Raw genomic sequence first — 19486 nt, 5'->3', positions numbered from 1 at the left:
GTGAGGATTGCGGGAGCATTGGTCAGCCGCGCCAGCCAGCTCAGAGGAATACCCTGTTCGCCGCCAACACCGTGGACCGCGGCCATGGCAGGTCCGATGATCCAGGCCCGGCCACAGGAATCGCCCCCGCAATGGATATTGGCGCGAACCGCCTCGGTATAACTGCCGGCATGGCTGAGAATATGAAAGATCACCGGCATGGCTTCGTGCAGGTAGCAGGTGCGGCCGAAGCGGTCACCGGCTCCGACTGCATCCAGTGATGACCCTGATCGGGCGTTGTCCAGGCTTTCCGGGTCCGGCGCCCCGGCCCGGGCTGCGTCCAGGGCTGCAGACATGGCGTCACCCTGGAAAAGCCGGTCCAGCAGTGTCGCGGCACATTTTGCCCAGGCCACCGCTTCGTCATTGTGATTGGTCACCCGCACAGCCGCTTCAGTAACCGCCATCAAGCTGTCACTGCCGCAATAACGGGCAACCAGTGGCGGCAGCTTCGACACCGCAGGCAGTTGCATGTCGTCAGCGCCGCTTTCCGCGAGCAGGTGTTGGTCGATGGTTTCGGCCAGGTGTACCCCTGCTTCCTGTATCTCGAATTCCTGGTAGGTCAGGCGAATAGCCCTGCGCACCGGTTCCGCCAGCCCGGATCCACTCAGGCGCCGGGTGTAAGGCAGAACCTTCTGCACCAGTATCTTCTTCTGTTTATCGGTCAGCTCGGCGGAATTGCCCGACTGGGCCTGCTCTATGGCTTTCTGCTCGATGCTGTTCAGGTTATCCAGGGTCACCCTGGTAGGGTTGTCGATATAACCCTGCCACTGGCCACCAGGGCCGAAGAAAGCGCGAAAATGCCGCTGATAGTCGCGGACATCCAGCCTGCCCTCACTGGCCAGAAGACTGTCGGTCAGTACCCCGGTGGCTGCCCCATAGTGGCTGATATCGCCAGGCTGTTTGCCCCCGTGAGCAAAGTAGCCGACACCACCAGTGAAATAATCGGCCTTCGGCGGCAGGAATTCCGGTGATTGTCCGCCAACCTCAAGGATACGCCGGCTGTCGTACAACCAGTGCAGACCAAGGCCGGCCGCATCCGCAACCCAGCCGCCGGCGAGAGCGGCGATCATTACGGGTTTTCTTTCGATGAGCAGATTGCTGGTCATCGCCAATCTCCTGTGCTGAATGTGTGTAGCAGCTTGACCTGCGCGGTCTGCGCAGATCCTTAACCACAATCGGGCAACCGCCCAAAGCAGGGATACAAGTTCATCGTAGCGCATGATAGATGTGGTGGTGCGCTATCGCACCGACCCGGTGGCGCCCGGCAACTTAGTGTCCGGGTTTCTTCCGTCACCCCCTTACGGAGGAAATCCGATGTCAGACAACACCAGGACCATTAATCCTGACACCGAAGAAGTGCTTGAAACCTATGCCCTGATGTCACGGCAAGAAGCTGAAGGCATAATTGAGCAGACACACTGCAAGAAACTTTTATCCGAAAAGCCCTGCTCCATAAACTCGGCGCAGGACTGTACCAACTAGTCTTCTGTCTGCAGGGGTGCACAGATGGCTACTGATTCGGCTCGAACCTGACAGTAACGGCTCTCCGCCGACTTGAGAAACCTTGGCGCGGCTGGTCAGTTGGAGCTAATCGGCATTACGCTCGGAAAGCTCGAGGTTGAAGTTCATTTGCAGTGGCTGCTCAGAGCCTTCGGGCTGCGCCTCGATAACGAATTGGAAAACCCGCTGGGCACTGGCGTCCAGGGTGCCGACATAGGATACGCGGTCGTTTGCCTCGATGGCGCGCATATCGATATCCGTGATCTGACCGGTCGGGCTTTCATAATGTGCACTCAATTCGACCGAAACAGGCATCGGCAGCTGTTCCGGTTGATTTTCCAAAACCACAACAGTGAGCAGATACAGGCTGGAATCAGCCTCGATCCCATATTTTTGAGCCATGGCATCCGGCAGAAATTCGGTAGGGCTGACGTTGGCGCGGATCGTAAACTCGTCAAACTCTGCAACTTCTCCCAGTGGCTGTTCGTTGCCCGCCAACTGACTGACATTTGCCGGAGTTTCATTCGAATCGACCGCCTGCTCGGACCCGTCGCAGCCCGCCAGCAGAGCGGTCACGACCATGGTAAGCATGATCGTCAACAGGGCGCTCCGGGATTCGCTCTTCTGCAAGATGTTCATAATGCGCTCCACTCCTTGGGAATTTTCCGAAAAACCAGTCTCAGGGATGGCGACAGCTGTGTCGGTGCGTTATCGCACCGATCTGGCAGCGACGCTCAGCCTGCCCTCTGGAGCCCTGGTCATGACAATAGATAAAAGGTAATCGCCAAAGGCACATTGAAGGTCCCGGGATGTCCACAGTGCGCTCTGTCAAGCGGGCGACGGGGAAATTCGTCCATCAAACAGCTCCTCTCATCAGACAGTCTCAGGCATCCGCACCAAACCCCGCCGTTGGCAATACCGGATGGTTTTATGCATGGAGCCGGCCTTGTTTGCACCGCTTGAATGCTTGTTTCTGGTTTACGGATCAGACTTTCCCGACTGCATCGGATTCGCCCTTGCCTCCGGCCTTCCTGCCACTCGATAGCACGCTGTTTCTGAAGGGCTGGACCAGCATCAGATCCAGCCTCAGGTCCCGTTTGGTGCGGAAGTCTTCAATACCGATGGTCATGCCCAGATGGCCTTTTTCAGGCTGGTCCCGGTAGGTGCCGAACAGCCGGTCCCACCAGGGCAGATTGAAACCGAAGTTGCTGTCGGTTTCCCGGCGGATCACCGAATGGTGGACCCGGTGCATGTCCGGCGTAACCACAATAAGCCGCAGCCTCTTATCCAGCCAGAGGGGCAACCGGACGTTGCCGTGGTTAAACATGGCGGTGGCATTCAGCAACACCTCAAAGATTACAACCGCCAGCACCGGTGCGCCCAGCAGCACAATCACGGCCATCTTGATCATCATCGACAGCAAGATCTCGAGGGGATGAAAGCGTAGCGCCGTGGTGACATCAAACTCCAGGTCCGCATGGTGCATCCGATGCAGTCGCCACAACCAGGGCACCGCGTGAAACACACGGTGCTGGAAGTAGATGGCGGCATCCAGCACCAGTACCGCCAGCACCACGGACAGCCAGGCAGGCAACTCCGCCAGATTCAGTAACCCCCAGCCATTGTCCGAAGCCATAAGCGCCGCGCCAACGGCGGCGACGGGAAACAGCACCCGAACCGCCAGCGTATCCAGCACCACGATCATCAGGTTGCCCGGCCACCGTGTCATGCGTCCAATCGCCTGGGGCCGGCGAGCTGCAGAAATCTCCCACAGGACCATGATGACCAGCACGGAGACGAAGAAGCCAACCCGGATTGCGGGCTCATGTACAAGCAGGGTGTCGGTCATGGCAGTGACTCGCCTTAGTGAACCGGCAACCCGGCGGCTTTCCATTCCGGAAAACCTTCGTCAAAACGCCGCACCTGGTAGCCCAGCGCCCGCAGCCTCTGGACCGCCTCATGGGATAGCACACAGTAGGGCCCCCGGCAGTAGGCGACAATTTCCCGGTCTTTCGGCAGTTCCTCGAGCATGGCTTCCAGTTGTTCCAGCGGAATATTGATGGCGTCGGGCAGGTGCCCTGCCTCGAACTCGTCTTCCGGGCGCACATCAAGCAAGGTGACGGAGCCACCCCTGAGCCCCGACAACAGTTCATCCCGCGAGATGGCCTCCAGCGCGCCATCGGAATTGTCGTCGGCAAACAGCCGGCTGACCAGCCGCTCCATTTCCGCCAGATTGGTTTCCGCCACGTCCCCCATCAGACCTAACAGGGTCACGATTCGCTGGTCTGTGAGGCGATAGATCATCTGCTTACCTGCCCGCGTGGCGGTCACCAGCCCCGCCCTGCGCAGATGCTGCAGGTGAGCAGAGGCATTGCCGACAGTCAGGTCGGCGGTGTCAGCCAGGGTTTCCACCGCAGCCTCCCCCTGCGCCAGACGTTCCAGCAAGGCGAGCCGGTGGCCGTGACCCAGGGCTTTGCCAACCTGGGCCAGTGTGTCGAGAAGATCCTGTCGGGCTGTCATCGCTTTCTGTCTCTCCAAAGCTTCCGGGGAAGCGTCTCGCAAGAACCTGTACCTGGAATGAACTTGACAGGCTACTATATTCTCTCATTCTAACCATTGATAGAATGTTGGCAAGACTGGAATCGGAAGTTACGGTGTTCCTGATGGGGAATGCCCTGGCCGAGGCCACCCTGAGCGCCGACTAAGGTGCTGGTGTTGTGAAGTCATCTTATCCGACATGGGTCGTCAAACCCGGGGGTGGTTTCTCCACCCCTGTCTGCCCCCCCATCGAAATCATCAGCTCGCCCGCCCAGCCCTGCCGCCTGGTGCTTCACCCATTCCAGTGACCGGTAATCGAACCCCTGGGCAATGGTCGGCTTGACCACATCAAAATAGGGTGAAGCGTCAAAATCCCGCGGTACAAAAAGCGAGTGGTGGCGAATCCGGTAAAACTCCCGCTCGCATTCACGGCAGCGAGGATCGTCCGAGGGCAACGCAAGCACTTCCGGCAGGATCGGGTAACGAATACTCTGGAACCCCTGGGCAATGAACGAGGAACAGATCGCCCGTGTAGGATCACCACTACCCAAAGCCAGCATTCTCCGGCGATACCGGGTCGGTACCGGTGGTGTGGCGAAAAGGTAGCGGGCCAGATCCACGATGTTCTTCAGGTCATACTGATGGCCCAGACGCTGACGGGCGTATTCAGTCAATGCCTCCAGATCACTCCGCTCCAGACTCACCGGTCGACAGATTCGGGTGTGGCAGTGCCGATAGACGGATAAGGGGATGGCACGTATACCTTCTTCCAGATCCGCCTCTACCAACGCGTTCAGCTCGCCAGTCTCATGCTGCCCCAGGTCCGTCGAATCGCCCAGGTAGAGTGCCGCATGGGACCAGGTCGACTGGGTCAGGTATTTGATGGCCACGCTGATACGGGTATCTCCTTCCACCAGCAGTACATCCCCCGGCCTGATGGTCGCCACCAATGCCTCCCAGGTTGACGTACTGACGGAGAAATTCCCCAGTGGCTTGGACAGATATCTGGCAAGGGCTCGGGAGATCCAGCTGTACATCGGCACGACTCTTTTTGTTGAGGATAAGAAACGAAGGATCTGATCCATCCACTGACACCGAACAAACCCTCTTGTTACATTCAAAATAGCTCATTTTTTCTGAATAACTTCAACAAATTATCTCTTTTTGACAGGCGTAACAACAAGGCGCTCCGGCGTGTCTATTACCCGAACTCACCAAGAGTGAAACAGGAGATAGCATCATGAACCATTCAATCACATTCAAGAAATGCGCAGTCATCCTTGCCGGTCTGACCCTGAGTGCCACCGCCACCATTGGCCACGCCCAGCAGCAAGAAATGGAAGAGATGCTTGAACGCACTCTTCAGGAACAACAGGTCGCCGGAGAAACCGTCAATAAAGACGCAACCGGGCAGAACAGGAAAGAGGCTGACAACTCGGAAGGCAGTGCGCCCGAGGCGTTCGATCTTTCGAACATTCAGGATGAGGACGGTAACCCGCTCATCTGAGCGGTCGCTCCGAATCAACTGAAACTGCGAAAGGCCCCATTCACACTGGATGGGGCCTTTTTCTTTACCAGGCACTCTCGACCGACTGTGCTAGAATTTGAATAATCATTCAAATAGACGGGAACCAGACATAAAAGCAGGCGTCTTAACCGCTACACACGTTCATTTGGATTTCGGGACAGGCATGGATCATGGAAACAGTGACTGAACAGTCCGTTGAGGAACGCGACCTTGTCGCAGCCCTTCAGGCTGGCAACCAGAAAGCCTATCAACAGGCGGTAAGGAAGTACTCCCCCGGTATGCTGGCTGTCGCCCGTTATTACCTGGACTACGCCAGCGCCGAAGACGTGGTCCAGGACACCTGGGTGAACGTCGTCGAGGCTATCAGGAAATTCGAAGGCCGTTCCGGGCTAAAAACCTGGCTGCATCGCATCGTTGCCAATCGCTGCAAGAACCGTCTGCGTACCGCCAACCGGGAGATCTCCAGTGAATTTGGAGAGGAGCTGGAACCGGGCATTGCTGACCGGTTCCAGACTGGAGGGCGCTGGGCAACCCCACCCAAACTGAGATTCGAGGAACATGCCGAGTCCCTGATGGAAAACGGCGCGCTAAGCGATTGTCTCGACAAACACCTGTCAGCCCTGCCGGAACAGCAACGGTCCGCAGTGATGCTCTACGAAGCCCACCAGCACAAAGCGGAAGATGTCTGTAACATTCTTGATATCAGTGCGTCTAACCTGCGGGTGCTGGTCCATCGTGCCCGCCAGAAAATCTACCTGATGGTCGAAACCTTCCAGGAGTCAGGCGAATGCTGATGTGCCGGGACCTCGCCAGAATTGGCAGTGACTACATTGACGGGAAACTTCGTCCTGCAGAGACGATATCGGTCAGAATGCATCTGATGATGTGCAAGGACTGCCGGTCCTTCATCGGCAACCTGCGGGAAAGCGTACGTCTGATTCAGAGCCATTCGGATTATCGCATGGACGAAGACTACGCAACCCGGATCGATGGAGCGATCAACGATGCGCTGACACGCCAGCGAGGAAAGTAATTTAACGCCAGCCCTCCCGGAGCCGTGGTTTCTTGAGCAACAAGAACACCGGGAGAGCAGGAAAATGACAAAATGAGCATAAAACCTAGCGCAGAGCCGGATTCAGGGTATAGGTGGCGGTTACCCGCTCACTGGCCAGCACGTGGCCTTCCATGGCATTGCGTACGGCCTCGCCATCGAACTCGCCGTCCAGGCCCAGGGATTCCACATCCAGTGCAAAAACTTCGTAGTGGTAGTGATGCACCAGTTCATCATTCCAGGGTGGGCAGGGGCCATCGTAACCACCGTAGGTACCCGCCATGTCCGGATTGCCGGCCAGGAACTGGGTGAAGTTGTTGACGCCCCGGATGCCGATAGGCCCTTTGCCCGGCGGCTTGCCCTTGGGACTGACGCCGTCGCTGTCTTCACCTTCCGGAACCAGACGACTGGAAGCCGGAATATCCACCAGCAGCCAGTGAAAGAAGTCCACCCGGGGAAGGTCCTTTGATACGGTCTTGCCTTCCTGGTTGACGTCATCGGCCACACTGGGCACGTCAGAATCGTACATCACCACAGCAAAACTTCGGGTACCCTCCGGCACGTCCTCCCAGCTGACTTCCGGATTACGGTTAGGGCCGAAGCTCATGTGGCCCTCTTCCGCGTAGACACCAAATGCAAATTTCTCGGGGACCGGCTGGCCTTCGGTAATGCCGTTAAAGTGAACCTTCATGGTCTGCTCCTGTTGGCTGTGAGACTTGTCTACCGGTTTTAGCAGTTGTGGGGAGGCCTTGTCCAGATCATCCGGATCGGCCGGATCGCCCACGACGGTGCCACCACCAGGGCATGAGTGTCATCACCAGCAGCACCAGACCACCCGCTGCCACCGTCCACACCGGATGAATGTCCAGGGTGTGGCCCAGGCCGGCGAATACAAACGTCATGGGTACCATGCCAATCACCGATGCCAGCAGAAACCGCAGTGCGGTCACCGACGTAAGGCCGGCTGCATAGCTGATCAGGGCGAAGGAAAACAGGGGTACCAGACGGGTAAAGAGAATGCCCCAGAACAGGGAGGCCTGGGGCGCATCGGCCGCAAACAACGGGTGGCCAGACAATTTTCTGTGAAAGTACTCCCGGGCCAATACCCGGCTGGTCCAGAAGGCCACCATGGCACCAAGAGCAGCGCCGGTCACGGCAATCAGTGTGCCCGGCAACATGCCAAAGGCCAGCCCGGAGGCGGCACTCACCGGCAAGGTGGGAATGGGGCCAACCACTACCGCCAGTACCATCAGCAGGATCAGTAAAACCGGTCCCCAGGCGCCTTCTCCCTGCAGCCAGACGGACAGGCCTGAAGGCGAAAGTGAGGTGGGCGCACCCAGTGCCTGCAAAACACCCCAGATGGCACCCAGCAGCAGCATCAGGCCGAAAACAGCCAGTAATCGGATCAGTAGTGTCTGACGTTGCAGGGGGCTCAAATGGACTTCACTCCGAAAAAACACAAAAAAGGCGCGTTACTATACCGTAACGCGCCAATAGGGGTCTTACACTCTGCGTCCAACATCAAGATCCAGGTCTCAATGAATAGACACACTGCCAGCAAAAAAGTTACATCACGATTATGACTTTTTGCTCCAGGCAAACTTCTGGAAAGGCTCGTCAATGGGCGTCTCGGCGATGTGATTCACATAGTTGCTCATGGTTTTCTGAGCCACACCCAGAATCACTTCCAGTACCTGCTGCTGACCATAGCCGGCGTCATGAAAAGCCTGCAGATCGTCTTTGCTGACGTTGCCGCGCTTGCGTACCACCGCAAGCGTGAAATCACGCAAGGCTTCCAGCTTGTCATCCGGCAGCCTGGTCTCGTTGCGCAGGGCCTCGGTAATTTCCTCCGGCACCTTCATCATATGGGCAATGCCTGTATGGGCCGGGACACAATAGTGGCATTCGTTCTCCACATTGATGGTCTGCCAGACCACCGTCTGTTCACTGGCGTTGAAGCTGGTTTTGGTGAACAGCCCATGAAGGGTCTGATAACCCTCCAGCAAGCCCGGTGCCTCCGCCATTACGGCGTGCAGGCTGGGAATCATGCCCATGTTCTTTTTCGAGCCTTCCAGCAGTGGCTTCGAATCTTCGGGAGCGGAATCGATAGTGTGCAATGTAAAATCAGTCATGGAATCTCCTTTATTTGAGCAATCACTCAATTTCAAATTCACCCTAACTGTATTTGATCGATCATTCAAGTTATCATTGCGCAAAGTCTGAACAGCTGAAGTTGCTCTATGCCAAGAATCGCCAAATTTGATCGGGAAAAAGCTCTGGATAATGCCGTATCGCTGTTCTGGGAGCGTGGCTATGGTGGCGCCTCCATGAAGCAGATCGAACAGGCTCTGGACATGAGACCGGGCAGCCTCTACGCCACCTTCGGCAGCAAGGACGGTCTGTTCCGGGAAGCCCTGGACGTCTATGCCGGCCGCATGGCCCGGTCCATGGCGGAAGCTCTGGACGATGCGCCAACGACGATGGACGGTATTTTCCGCTATCTCCGCTCTGTGGCGATGCAGATTACTGCGCCGGACTCTCCTGCCCGCGCCTGCCTGGTGGTCAAAACCCTGCTGGAAGTCACCGGGGACCAACCGGAACTGCGCACGCTGGTCAACCAGCGACTGCAGGCGGTTGAAGACCATCTGGCTGACCTGCTGGCGCAGGCTCACGCCCGGGGCGAGCTTGCGCCCGATGTTGACAGTCGCCGGCTCGCACGACTGGTACAGTCCCAGATCATGGGGCTGAGATCACTGGCCCAGCGGGATATCGACTCTGACAGTATCAAAGCCCTCACCGAAGACATCATTACAGCCCTTCACGCCTTTACCCGACGCCCTGTCTCACACTAATCTTGTGAGACCCCCACGTTTCACAAGGATAGATCTTCATGACCGACGACAAACGCCGACGCCACTCCGCCGAGGTAGTCGATGGCATTGGCAAATCCGCCAGCCGCGCCATGCTCCGGGCTGTTGGCTTTACCGATGACGATTTCCGCAAGCCCCAGGTGGGCATCGCCTCCACCTGGAGCAACCTGACCCCCTGCAACATGCACATCGATGGCCTGGCCCGGGAAGCCGCCAAAGGGGCGGATAACGCCGGGGGCAAGAGCCTGATCTTCAATACCATTACCGTCTCCGATGGCATTGCCAACGGTACCGAGGGCATGAAGTATTCGCTGGTGTCCCGGGAAGTGATTGCCGACTCCATCGAAACCGTGGCCGGCTGCGAGGGCTTTGACGGCCTGGTGGCTATTGGGGGCTGCGACAAGAACATGCCCGGCTGCATCATGGGCCTGGCGCGGCTGAACCGACCCTCGGTGTTCGTCTACGGCGGTACCATTCTGCCCGGCGAGAATCACACCGATATCATCTCGGTATTCGAGGCAGTGGGTGCCCATGCCCAGGGCAACATGGATCTCATCGAGGTCAAGCAGATTGAAGAAACCGCGATTCCAGGTCCCGGTTCCTGTGGCGGCATGTACACCGCCAACACGATGGCGTCTGCCATTGAGGCCATGGGCATGAGCCTGCCCGGCAGCTCCGCCCAGAACGCGGTGTCTGACATCAAGCTGGCAGACTGCGACGCCGCCGGCGCAGCGGTACTGAAATTGCTCGAGGAAGACATCAAACCCTCCGACATCATGACCCGGGAAGCGTTCGAGAACGCCATCACCGTGGTCATTACCCTGGGCGGCTCCACCAACGCCGTCCTGCACCTGCTGGCCATGGCCAGCACCGTCGGTGTCGAGCTGAGCCTTGACGACTTTGTACGCATCGGCAAGAAGGTTCCGGTGTTGGCGGATCTGCGACCGTCAGGCCATTACATGATGTCGGAGCTGGTGGCCATTGGCGGTATCCAGCCCCTGATGAAGATGCTACTGGACCGGGACATGTTGCACGGTCACTGCATGACGGTCACCGGCAAGACCCTGGCGGAGAACCTGGCACAGGTAGAACCCTACCCGGAGGATCAGGACATCATTCATGCCTTCGATAACCCCATCAAGGCCGACAGCCACCTGCGCATCCTGTTTGGCAACCTGGCGCCTACCGGAGCCGTGGCCAAGATTACCGGCAAGGAGGGCACTCATTTTACCGGCAAGGCCCGGGTATTCCACTCTGAGGAAGAGGCCCAGGAACGGATTCTGGATGGCACCGTGGTGGCCGGCGATGTGCTGGTGATCCGCTATGAAGGCCCCCGTGGCGGCCCCGGCATGCGTGAAATGCTCACTCCCACCTCTGCCATCATGGGTAAGGGACTGGGCAGTGACGTGGCCCTGATCACCGATGGTCGTTTCTCCGGCGGCAGCCACGGATTTGTGGTTGGTCATATCACCCCGGAAGCGGCCGAAGGCGGCCCCATCGCCCTGGTAGAAAACGGTGATACAATCACCATCGACGCCGTCAACAACACCATCGAACTTGGCATTAGCGAGCAGGAGCTGGAGCAGCGCCGCCAGAACTGGCAGGCCCCCGTCCCACGCTATACCCGGGGTGTACTGGCAAAATACGCCCGAACGGTAAGCTCCGCTTCCAACGGCGCGGTCACCGATCTGCCCTGACAGGAAACGCCGGACCCGCAATCATTCGCATCAACGCCGGGTGATCGCGGGTACCGGCGGCACGCCCCGATGCACGTGAAGAGAGCCAGTGGCCCTGCCTGTCGCAGGGTCACTGCCTGTCGTTACTTACAGGGAAAGAATGAATGAGCCAACTTCCTCACATCGTAGTGGTCGGTGGTGGTGCCGGCGGACTGGAGCTGGTAACCCGCCTCGGCAACAAACTGGGACGCAAAGGCAAGGCCCGCATCACCCTGGTGGACGCCGGCCTGACCCATGTCTGGAAGCCCTTGCTGCACGAAGTGGCGTCCGGCTCCCTGGATTCCAGCTCCAACGAAATCAATTACCGGGCCCACGCCCGCCGGCATCATTACGAGTTCCAGGTGGGCCGGATGGCGGGACTTCACAGGGACGAGCGGATGCTGGTGATCGCCCCGTTCGTGGATCAGGACGGCCGCGAAGTAGTGCCGGAACGTCGTCTTCCCTACGACACCCTGGTAATTGCCGTAGGCAGCACGGCAAACGATTTCGGCACCCCCGGCGCTCAGGACCACTGCCTGTTTCTGGACAGCCTGCCCCAGGCACGGCGCTTCCACAACCTGATGCTCAACGCCTTTCTGCGCAAGAATCACGAGGCCGGGGAAGGTCACGACCACACCCTGCCCATCAACATCATCGGCGCCGGTGCCACCGGTGTCGAGCTGGCCGCCGAGCTGCGCCTGGCCTCCCGGGAACTGCCGGTCTACGGCATGAGCCATCTCTGTGCCGATGACATCCGCATCTCCGTTATCGAAGCAGCAGACCGCATTCTGCCGGCGCTGCCGGAACGCCTGTCCGCCGCCGCCACCCGCGAGCTTGAGAAGCAGAAAATCGCGGTAAGGATCGGACAACCTGTCGCTGAGGTGCAAAACGATCGCATAATCATGAAAGACGGCTCCGAACTGCCCTCCGAAATGACGATCTGGGCCGCAGGCATCAAGGCACCACCCTGGCTGACAGAACTTGGCCTGGAAACCAATGGCAGCAACCAGCTGGTGGTTGAGCAGACCCTGCAGTCCGTCAGTGACCCCCACGTGTTTGCCCTCGGAGACTGCGCCGCCTGCCCGCAACCGGATTCGGACAAACCGGTACCGCCCCGGGCCCAGGCCGCCCACCAGCAGGCGGACACCCTCTTCAAAACCCTGAACAACAAGCTCGAAGGCAAGGCCGCCATACCCTTCGTGTACAACGATCACGGCTCACTGATCAATTTCAGCCGCTACACCACGGTCGGTAACCTGATGGGCAACCTCTCCGGCCGCAGCATGTACATCGAAGGTAAGGTCGCCCGGCTGTTCTATGTATCCCTGTACCGGATGCACCAGGTGGCCCTGCACGGATTCATCCGCACCGGCATTATCTGGATCATGGACCGGGTAAGCAGAGCAATGCAGCCGAGGCTGAAACTGCATTAGGGAGGAAGCGTGAAGCACCCGAGATATCCCGGTGACATCCTGGTATTGGGGTTGCTGTTACTGCCAGTGTTCGTGTTCGCACCCGGCCTGGGCTGGAATCGCTCTGACTGGCTGTTCTCTCTCGCTGAACTTATTGGCGTTGTGGCTATGTCCGCCTTTCTGGTGGCGGGCATACTATCTTCCCGCCTCCCCGGGATCGATCGCTGGTTTGGTGGCCTGGTCCGGCTCTGGTCGATACACCGCTGGCTGGGCTTTTCAGCCTTCATATTAATCATGGCCCACGTGCTGCTGCTGGCACTGGCCATGTTGCCGCTGTCCATTAGGCACAGTATCGACACCTTGTTCCCGCCACTGCAGCACTGGCAGGTATGGGCCGGCTGGAGCGCCTTTGTGGTGATGACGGCCTTTGTTGCGCCTACCTTCAGTTTTTTCGGAAACCTGCATTACCAGCGCTGGAAACGGTTACATCTGCTGTCCGCCCCGGCATTGGTGTTGGCGCTCATTCATGTCATAACCTTGTCGGCAACAACCTGGCCATGGTGGCTGTTGGCGGCCCTGGCGCTGGCAGCCATCGGCTGGCGAACACTGCTGTCGCCCCGGTTGGCGAGGAAATCCTACGTGGTTGAGGGCGTGGATGCGCTGACCCGTGATGTCGTGGAGTTGCGTCTGCGTCCACGGGGCAAGGGTATTCGCTGGCAGGCTGGCCAGTTTATATACCTGACGCCGATGGATCCTTCTCTGGCCGCCGGCTACCGGGAGGAACATCCTTACACGATTGCATCCGCTGCGGGTGATGGAGAGCTAAGAATCGGCATAAAGGCGGTCGGGGATGCCACCCAGGCATTGATGACCATCAAGCCGGGAGCAGAGGTTCGCGTTGAAGGACCCTACGGTACGTTTTTCGAATGCCGGGAGCCCGAGCGCAAACAACTCTGGCTGGCCGGCGGCATCGGCATCACGCCGTTTGTGGCAGGCGCCCGGGAGTTGGCCAAAGGCGCCGCGTCCAGTCGTCATGCCTGCCTGTTTTACCTCGCCAACCGGCCCGAACGGGCCTACTACCTGGACGAGCTTGTCGAGATTGCCGGGACCTGCGAAGCTTTTACGGTGCATTCCCATTATCTGAATGAACATGGCGTGATGACCCCTGCTTACCTGGCGCAACACTGCCCGGATTTCGCCGAGCGGGAGATCTACCTGTGCGGGCCGCCGGGCATGGTGGTCCATTTGCAAACCCTGTTGAGGCAGGAGGGCGTGCCTGCCCATCGCATCCACATGGAGGCTTTTGATTTCCTGTGACCAGCAGCCGGATTGCCTATACCGCTTTTGTTGCCTTCGTCAGCGTGGTGCTGACGCTCATCGTTGTTTATCTGATCCAGGGCAGCCCGGAACAGGTAACCATGGCAGACAAGGCCAGCTCCGATTCAACGGTTTATACGATTGATCAGGTGGCTGAGCACAACGACGCCTCCAGTTGCTGGAAGATTATTGAAGGTGGAGTGTACGACCTCACCACATACCTGCCTGATCACCCGACGGACGAAGAAACCTTCACCCGCTGGTGTGGCAGGGAAGCCACCCCGGCCTGGCAGGACAAGGGTAATGGCCGGTCTCACAGTCCCCGTGCCGCCGCCCGTCTAGAAAATTACCGCATTGGCGTGATTGACTAAAGGACATCGGTTTCAGCAACCATTGCGCCCGACGCCGCGACGGCAACAGCGTCCACGGTTGATAGTCGCTTTGGCCAGATGTTGCCGGGTCTGGCCCCGGGTCATTAGCTGGACGGCACTAACGGGAGCGTTTACAGCTGGCAGGAAATGGAGCGGGTGATGGGAATCGAACCCACGTATGCAGCTTGGGAAGCTGCCGTTCTACCATTGAACTACACCCGCATCGGCTGCGACCAATATAGGCCGACCAGGTTCGCCAGGCAAGCTCGGAAGTCAGCCTGAACCTGCTATCCTCTTAGATTCTGTAATCGGATCTGCACACGCGTTACAAACGGAGACCCGATGGACCTGCAACTGATCCTGCTTGGCGCCTTGATGCTCGTGATGAGCATTTTGCTCAGTCCGCTTTCCAGCCGGGTCGGCATGCCCGTGCTGCTGATCTTTCTGTTGGTCGGTATGGTGATGGGCGAGGATGGTGCCGGCGGGCTGCGATTCGACGATTTCGAACTGGCCTTCGTCATTGGCAATCTGGCACTTGCGGTGATTCTGCTGGACGGCGGTATGCGTACCCGGGCGGAAACCTTCCGCGTAGGCCTGCGCCCGGCCATCGTGCTGGCGACCCTTGGGGTGTTTATCACCGCCGTTCTCGCCGGCCTGGTGGCCTGGCTGGTGTTCGATATGCACTGGCTCACCGCCCTGCTGATCGGCGCCATCATTTCCTCCACTGACGCCGCGGCTGTGTTCTCGCTGTTGCAGGGCCGTGGCCTCAATCTCAACGAGCGGGTCAGCGCCACCCTGGAAATCGAGTCTGGCAGCAACGACCCCATGGCTATTTTTCTGACGCTGATGCTGGTCAGCCTGCTGACCAGCGACGGCGTCAGCACCCTGGCAGAGGGTCTGCTGATGCTGGTGGCGCAGTTCGGGATTGGGGGTGTGCTGGGATTAATCGGCGGCCTGTTGATTGTGGAGATCACCAACCGGGTCCGCCTGATGCCTTCGCTGTATCCATTGATGGTGGCTGCCGCCGGCATCTTCGTTTTCGCCCTCACCAATATGCTGGGGGGTAGCGGGTTTCTGGCTATCTATCTGGCGGGGGTAGTCGTCGGCAACCGGCCGGTACGGATGATGCCGATGATCCTGCAGGTTCACGACGGTCTGGCCTGGCTGGCTCAGCTCTGCCTGTTCCTGATGCTGGGTCTGCTGGTAGCACCTTCCGAGCTGGTACCACTGGCCGGTGGCGGTCTGATTCTTGCGCTGGCACTGATCTTCGTGATTCGTCCGGTTGCCATTCTGGCTACCCTCTGGCCTTTCGGTTTTAACCGGCGCGAACTGACCTTTATCAGCTGGGTCGGACTCAGGGGAGCGGTGCCCATTGTGCTGGCGTTGTTTCCGATCATGGCCGGCCTGCCGGAGGCCAGGGAAATCTTCCATGTGGCCTTTTTCGTGGTGCTGGTTTCGCTGCTGGTACAGGGAACCACACTGACGCCACTGGCCCGCAAACTTGGCCTGGAAGTGCCGGCCACCGGCGAGCCGTCCCGAAGACTGCCCCTGGACGTACCAGCTGCCGGTGATCATGAGCTGATGCTGTTCCCCCTGCACGGCACAAGCTGGGACACCAGTCGGCCGCTGGGGCAACTGCGGCTGCCGGAAAATACCGCAGTGGCCGGCGTTTTCCGCAACCAGTACTGCCACAAGCCTGCCCCCGATCTGGTGCTCGAGGAAGGCGACGTGGTTGCAGTTTTTGCCCTGCCACACTCACTCAGTGAACTGGGCAAGGCGCTGTCCGGCAGACACGCGCCTGAATACCTGGCGGAACGGGCATTCTTTGGTGATTTTGTGCTTAATGGTGATGCCCTTCTGGGGGACGTGGAACAGGTGTATGGCATTGAATTCGACGAACTGCCACCAGAGCTGTCGCTGGCAGAGTGTTTTGCCCGAAAGGCCAGGGGCCATCCTGTGGTGGGCGACAAGGTTACTCTGGGACCAGTGGTTCTGGTGGCCAGAGCCACCGAGGCCGATCGGGTGACCAAAGTGGGTCTCAAAATGACGGAAACCCGCTGATACAAGGCGCAACTCCCGATTAACAAAGATATGCCGAAAGACTGTTCGCGCCGTCGCGGGACTGTGGTATAACACCGCTAACTTTCAATTGGTTGGTTTTTGTACTTGATGCCCTTTGTCATGATCTCACGTGCCCCGATTCGTGCTTTGTTACTGTCATTTTGCCTGTTGCTGATGTTGCCGGTGACCGGCCACAGTTTCGAGCTGCGACTCTACGACTCGCCGGAACCTCCGGTGGTCAGTAAAGTCAGGGTTCACAAAGAGGAACGGCGCATGGAGCTGTTATCGGGCCATGAAATTGTGCGCAGCTACCGCATATCCCTGGGTAACAACCCCGTTGGCCACAAACTGTACGAAGGCGACAGTCGCACACCGGAAGGCCTGTATACCCTGGATTTTCGCAACTACAACAGCGATTTCTTCCGGTCCATACGGATTTCCTACCCCAATGAGCGGGATCGCTCGCAGGCCAATGCCTGGGGGCTGAACCCCGGTGGTGACATCATGATTCACGGTTTACCGAACGATGCAGGCGATCTGGCATTCGCCTTTGTGGGGCTTGACTGGACCGATGGCTGTATAGCTGTCAGCAACGAAGAAATGGAAGAAATCTGGGAATTGGTGAGTGCTGGCACCCCGATACAGATACTCCCTTAATGACAGGTGCCTAATAAAAGTTCCCTTAAGTTTCTGTAATAGCCTAAGAACTTTTACGTACGCCAAGTTAACATTTTTGTCCAGAGTGTTTTACACTGTAAGTCGGATCCGGTAAAACGGTACCGGAACAGGATTTCAGTTACACTAGTGATTCAAGACTTCTGTACCAAAGGAAGTATAACGACTAATAAGGGGATTTTAGACATGCGTAAGTTGACCATCGCAGGTTTTGCACTCGCCGCAGCTCTGACTGCAGGTTGTGCCACTACTGATCAGGGAGCTATCGACGAAGCGAATGCAACTGCTGCATCTGCAGAGCAGACTGCTGCTAACGCTCTGAGCACTGCCAACAACGCTGACCGCAAGGCTAACACTGCCCTGCGTCGCGCCGAGCAGGCTCTGGCAGAAGCCAAAGCAGCTCAGCAAGCTGCAGACGAAGCCAACGAGCGCGCCAAGCGCATGCTGGAGCGTTCCAGCCAGAAGTAAGGTTGGATAGCATCTGCGAAAAAGGCCGGCAAATGCCGGCCTTTTTTATGGTCGATGGTCAGCGTTCCCTGTTCAGGATTCCGGTGGAGTTGCAGGTGCTTGCGGCGCCTCCGGTGCCTTGATCTTTTTCATGAAGGTTTCAATGAAATCCATCGGCAACGGGAACACGATGGTGGAGGAGTTACTACTGCTCATATCCGCCAGCGTTTGCAGGTAACGCAGCTGCATGGCGCCGGAATTGGTGGACATGACCTCGGCAGCTTCCACCAGCTTCTTCGATGCCTGCAGTTCACCTTCCGCATGAATCACCTTGGCACGGCGCTCCCGCTCGGCTTCCGCCTGACGGGCAATGGCGCGGATCATGGATTCGTTCAGGTCCACATGCTTGATCTCGACGTTGGCCACCTTGATGCCCCAGTCCTCGGTCTGGATATCAAGAATTTCCTGAATGTCGGCGTTCAACCGGTCCCGTTCGGACAGCATCTCATCCAGGTCATGTTTACCGAGCACTGAGCGCAGCGTCGTCTGGGCCAGCTGACTGGTGGCGGCACCGTAGTCTTCCACCCGGATGATCGCCTTCTCCGGGTCAACCACGCGGAAATACAGCACCGCATTCACCCGCACCGTGACGTTGTCCTTGGATATTACGTCCTGACTTGGCACGTCCAGGGTAATGACCCGCAAATCCACCCTGACAAGTTGCTGAATACCGGGAATGATAATGATCAGGCCCGGGCCTTTTACACCCTGAAATCGCCCGAGAAAGAACACCACGCCGCGCTCGTACTCCGGCAGAATACGGATTGCCGAACCCAGGATCAGTAGCAGCACCACCAGGGGTGCAATGTAGGGAATCAGTTCACCAAACATAGTGCCTCCATAATCTACTTGGTCGCCCGATATGACATCAGACTCAGTTTCCGCCAGGGCCCACCCGAGCGGTCAAACCCTCTATTGCCAGCACCCTGAGCTGATCTCCCTCACTCACGGGCTGATCACTGACCGCGTTCCAGCGCTCACCGCTGAGCCAGACATGCCCTCGCCAGTTATTGTCGGCACCGGTAAACTCATCCAGCGCGGTCGCAGTTTCATGAGTCATGTGTTCAACACCGGATACCGGATCCTTCCGTCGCAGGGTCATGAACCGGGTCACGGTCCACAGCATGAAACCACCCGCCACCGCTGCAGTGCCGCCGATGGCAGGCAAGGATATCCTCTGGTTGCTGCCATCCATCAGAATAATGGAACCTATCACGAAGGCGACAATACCGCCGATTCCCAGCATCCCGAAACTGGGCATGAACGCCTCACCGACAATAAAGGCCAGGCCAAGCAGAATCAGGGCAAGCCCGGCATAGTTCACCGACAGCACCTGGAATGCGAACAGGGCGAGAATCAGACAGATTGCACCGATGACACCGGGGTAAAGGCTACCCGGGTTGGAAAGCTCGAAGATGATGCCGTAGAAGCCAATGATCATCAGGAAATAGGCAACATTGGGGTTGGTAATAACCGACAGCAGGTTGGTGCGCCAGTCCGGGTCCATGCGCACCAGTTCGAGATCCGCAGTTGCCAGCACCCGCTCACCACTGGCCATCATCACCGTGCGGCCGTCGATGTTTTCCAGCAACGCGTCGATATCGGCTGCCACGACATCAATGACATTCTTTTCAAGAGCCTCTCTGGCCCCCAGATTGACCGCCTCCCGGACCGCTTCCTCCGCCCAGTCGGCATTGCGGCCATGACGATCGGCCAGCTCACGGATGTAACTGACGGCGTCTTCCAGTACCTTGCGCTCCATGGCGGAGCCACCACGGCGAGGTTCCGGGGAAGACGATTCTGATTCTGTCCCGGAGCCGTCGGTGGATTCCTGCTCCGACGCATCCCGGGAATCATTTTCCTGTTGTGGGGTGTCTTCCGAACCAGGCAGCCCCCCCATCT

At 58.2% G+C, this 19486-nt stretch carries 21 protein-coding genes and 1 tRNA gene; 11 read left to right on the top strand and 11 right to left on the bottom strand.

Annotation, left to right across the window (positions count from 1 at the left end):
• The 5 genes from AAC035_RS06295 to AAC035_RS06275 all read right to left on the bottom strand — a co-directional run.
• Window positions 1-1145, bottom strand: a 1145-nt coding sequence (locus tag AAC035_RS06295) for an ADP-ribosylglycohydrolase family protein (RefSeq protein WP_339801389.1), incomplete at its 3' end; no start/stop codon positions are given.
• Between the two features lie 481 nt (window positions 1146-1626).
• Window positions 1627-2178 (bottom strand): DUF4426 domain-containing protein, encoded by a 552-nt coding sequence (locus AAC035_RS06290; protein WP_339801387.1) that lies wholly within the window; start codon window positions 2176-2178, stop codon window positions 1627-1629.
• A gap of 346 nt (window positions 2179-2524) precedes the next feature.
• On the bottom strand, window positions 2525-3388 hold the full coding sequence (locus AAC035_RS06285) for a sterol desaturase family protein (protein ID WP_339801384.1): 864 nt from the start codon (window positions 3386-3388) through the stop codon (window positions 2525-2527).
• Window positions 3389-3402: 14 nt separating this feature from the next.
• Window positions 3403-4059: a metalloregulator ArsR/SmtB family transcription factor gene (locus AAC035_RS06280; RefSeq protein WP_339801382.1), complete on the bottom strand. Its 657-nt coding sequence runs from the start codon at window positions 4057-4059 to the stop codon at window positions 3403-3405.
• 203 nt (window positions 4060-4262) lie between these two features.
• The gene (locus tag AAC035_RS06275) at window positions 4263-5114 is read right to left on the bottom strand and encodes a YiiX/YebB-like N1pC/P60 family cysteine hydrolase (RefSeq protein ID WP_339801379.1); all 852 of its coding nucleotides are present in this window, start codon (window positions 5112-5114) and stop codon (window positions 4263-4265) included.
• Between the two features lie 203 nt (window positions 5115-5317).
• Between AAC035_RS06275 and AAC035_RS06270 the strand changes: the two genes are divergently transcribed.
• From AAC035_RS06270 to AAC035_RS06260, 3 genes are all read left to right on the top strand, one after another.
• Complete coding sequence (locus AAC035_RS06270; RefSeq protein ID WP_339801376.1) at window positions 5318-5584, top strand: hypothetical protein; 267 nt, start codon at window positions 5318-5320, stop codon at window positions 5582-5584.
• Between the two features lie 191 nt (window positions 5585-5775).
• Window positions 5776-6399 (top strand): RNA polymerase sigma factor, encoded by a 624-nt coding sequence (locus AAC035_RS06265; protein ID WP_339801373.1) that lies wholly within the window; start codon window positions 5776-5778, stop codon window positions 6397-6399.
• Window positions 6393-6638: a zf-HC2 domain-containing protein gene (locus AAC035_RS06260; RefSeq protein ID WP_339801370.1), complete on the top strand. Its 246-nt coding sequence runs from the start codon at window positions 6393-6395 to the stop codon at window positions 6636-6638. The genes AAC035_RS06265 and AAC035_RS06260 overlap by 7 nt, the downstream gene beginning before the upstream one ends.
• Before the next feature lie 85 nt (window positions 6639-6723).
• Here AAC035_RS06260 and AAC035_RS06255 read toward each other — a convergent pair whose 3' ends face one another.
• The 3 genes from AAC035_RS06255 to AAC035_RS06245 form a co-directional block, all read right to left on the bottom strand.
• Entirely contained in the window at window positions 6724-7347 is a 624-nt protein-coding gene (locus AAC035_RS06255; protein ID WP_339801394.1) for a YbhB/YbcL family Raf kinase inhibitor-like protein, read from the bottom strand.
• A 67-nt stretch (window positions 7348-7414) separates the two neighbouring features.
• Entirely contained in the window at window positions 7415-8092 is a 678-nt protein-coding gene (locus AAC035_RS06250) for a TVP38/TMEM64 family protein (RefSeq protein WP_339801368.1), read from the bottom strand.
• 141 nt (window positions 8093-8233) lie between these two features.
• Window positions 8234-8788 (bottom strand): carboxymuconolactone decarboxylase family protein, encoded by a 555-nt coding sequence (locus tag AAC035_RS06245; RefSeq protein ID WP_339801365.1) that lies wholly within the window; start codon window positions 8786-8788, stop codon window positions 8234-8236.
• 108 nt (window positions 8789-8896) lie between these two features.
• On the opposite strand from AAC035_RS06245, the gene AAC035_RS06240 reads away from it, so the two are divergent.
• The 5 genes from AAC035_RS06240 (at window position 8897) to AAC035_RS06220 (ending at window position 14341) form a co-directional block, all read left to right on the top strand.
• The gene (locus AAC035_RS06240) at window positions 8897-9508 is read left to right on the top strand and encodes a TetR/AcrR family transcriptional regulator (protein ID WP_339801362.1); all 612 of its coding nucleotides are present in this window, start codon (window positions 8897-8899) and stop codon (window positions 9506-9508) included.
• A 38-nt stretch (window positions 9509-9546) separates the two neighbouring features.
• Complete coding sequence (gene ilvD / locus AAC035_RS06235) at window positions 9547-11223, top strand: dihydroxy-acid dehydratase (RefSeq protein WP_339801360.1); 1677 nt, start codon at window positions 9547-9549, stop codon at window positions 11221-11223.
• A 143-nt stretch (window positions 11224-11366) separates the two neighbouring features.
• On the top strand, window positions 11367-12674 hold the full coding sequence (locus AAC035_RS06230) for an NAD(P)/FAD-dependent oxidoreductase (RefSeq protein WP_339801357.1): 1308 nt from the start codon (window positions 11367-11369) through the stop codon (window positions 12672-12674).
• A 9-nt stretch (window positions 12675-12683) separates the two neighbouring features.
• Complete coding sequence (locus AAC035_RS06225; RefSeq protein ID WP_339801355.1) at window positions 12684-13970, top strand: ferredoxin reductase family protein; 1287 nt, start codon at window positions 12684-12686, stop codon at window positions 13968-13970.
• Complete coding sequence (locus tag AAC035_RS06220) at window positions 13967-14341, top strand: cytochrome b5-like heme/steroid binding domain-containing protein (protein WP_339801352.1); 375 nt, start codon at window positions 13967-13969, stop codon at window positions 14339-14341. Before AAC035_RS06225 ends, AAC035_RS06220 begins: the two co-directional genes overlap by 4 nt.
• A gap of 148 nt (window positions 14342-14489) precedes the next feature.
• On the opposite strand, the gene AAC035_RS06215 is transcribed toward AAC035_RS06220, so the two are convergent.
• Window positions 14490-14563: transfer RNA gene (locus AAC035_RS06215), tRNA-Gly, on the bottom strand.
• Between the two features lie 120 nt (window positions 14564-14683).
• On the opposite strand from AAC035_RS06215, the gene AAC035_RS06210 reads away from it, so the two are divergent.
• The 3 genes from AAC035_RS06210 (at window position 14684) to AAC035_RS06200 (ending at window position 17545) form a co-directional block, all read left to right on the top strand.
• Entirely contained in the window at window positions 14684-16402 is a 1719-nt protein-coding gene (locus AAC035_RS06210) for a potassium/proton antiporter (RefSeq protein WP_339801349.1), read from the top strand.
• A 174-nt stretch (window positions 16403-16576) separates the two neighbouring features.
• Window positions 16577-17059, top strand: a complete 483-nt coding sequence (locus tag AAC035_RS06205) for a L,D-transpeptidase family protein (RefSeq protein WP_339801392.1) — start codon at window positions 16577-16579, stop codon at window positions 17057-17059.
• Window positions 17060-17263: 204 nt separating this feature from the next.
• On the top strand, window positions 17264-17545 hold the full coding sequence (locus tag AAC035_RS06200; protein ID WP_339801346.1) for an Lpp/OprI family alanine-zipper lipoprotein: 282 nt from the start codon (window positions 17264-17266) through the stop codon (window positions 17543-17545).
• A 72-nt stretch (window positions 17546-17617) separates the two neighbouring features.
• Here AAC035_RS06200 and AAC035_RS06195 read toward each other — a convergent pair whose 3' ends face one another.
• Entirely contained in the window at window positions 17618-18415 is a 798-nt protein-coding gene (locus AAC035_RS06195; RefSeq protein WP_339801344.1) for a slipin family protein, read from the bottom strand.
• A 43-nt stretch (window positions 18416-18458) separates the two neighbouring features.
• A partial coding sequence (locus AAC035_RS06190; protein WP_339801342.1) for an NfeD family protein occupies window positions 18459-19486 on the bottom strand: 1028 nt, incomplete at its 5' end.

Origin of the sequence: uncultured Marinobacter sp., from assembly GCF_963974375.1 — a bacterium.
In the GTDB taxonomy this organism is placed as follows: domain Bacteria; phylum Pseudomonadota; class Gammaproteobacteria; order Pseudomonadales; family Oleiphilaceae; genus Marinobacter.
The sequence above is the reverse complement of the archived record's forward strand: the minus strand, read 5'-3'. Positions and strand labels throughout refer to the sequence as shown.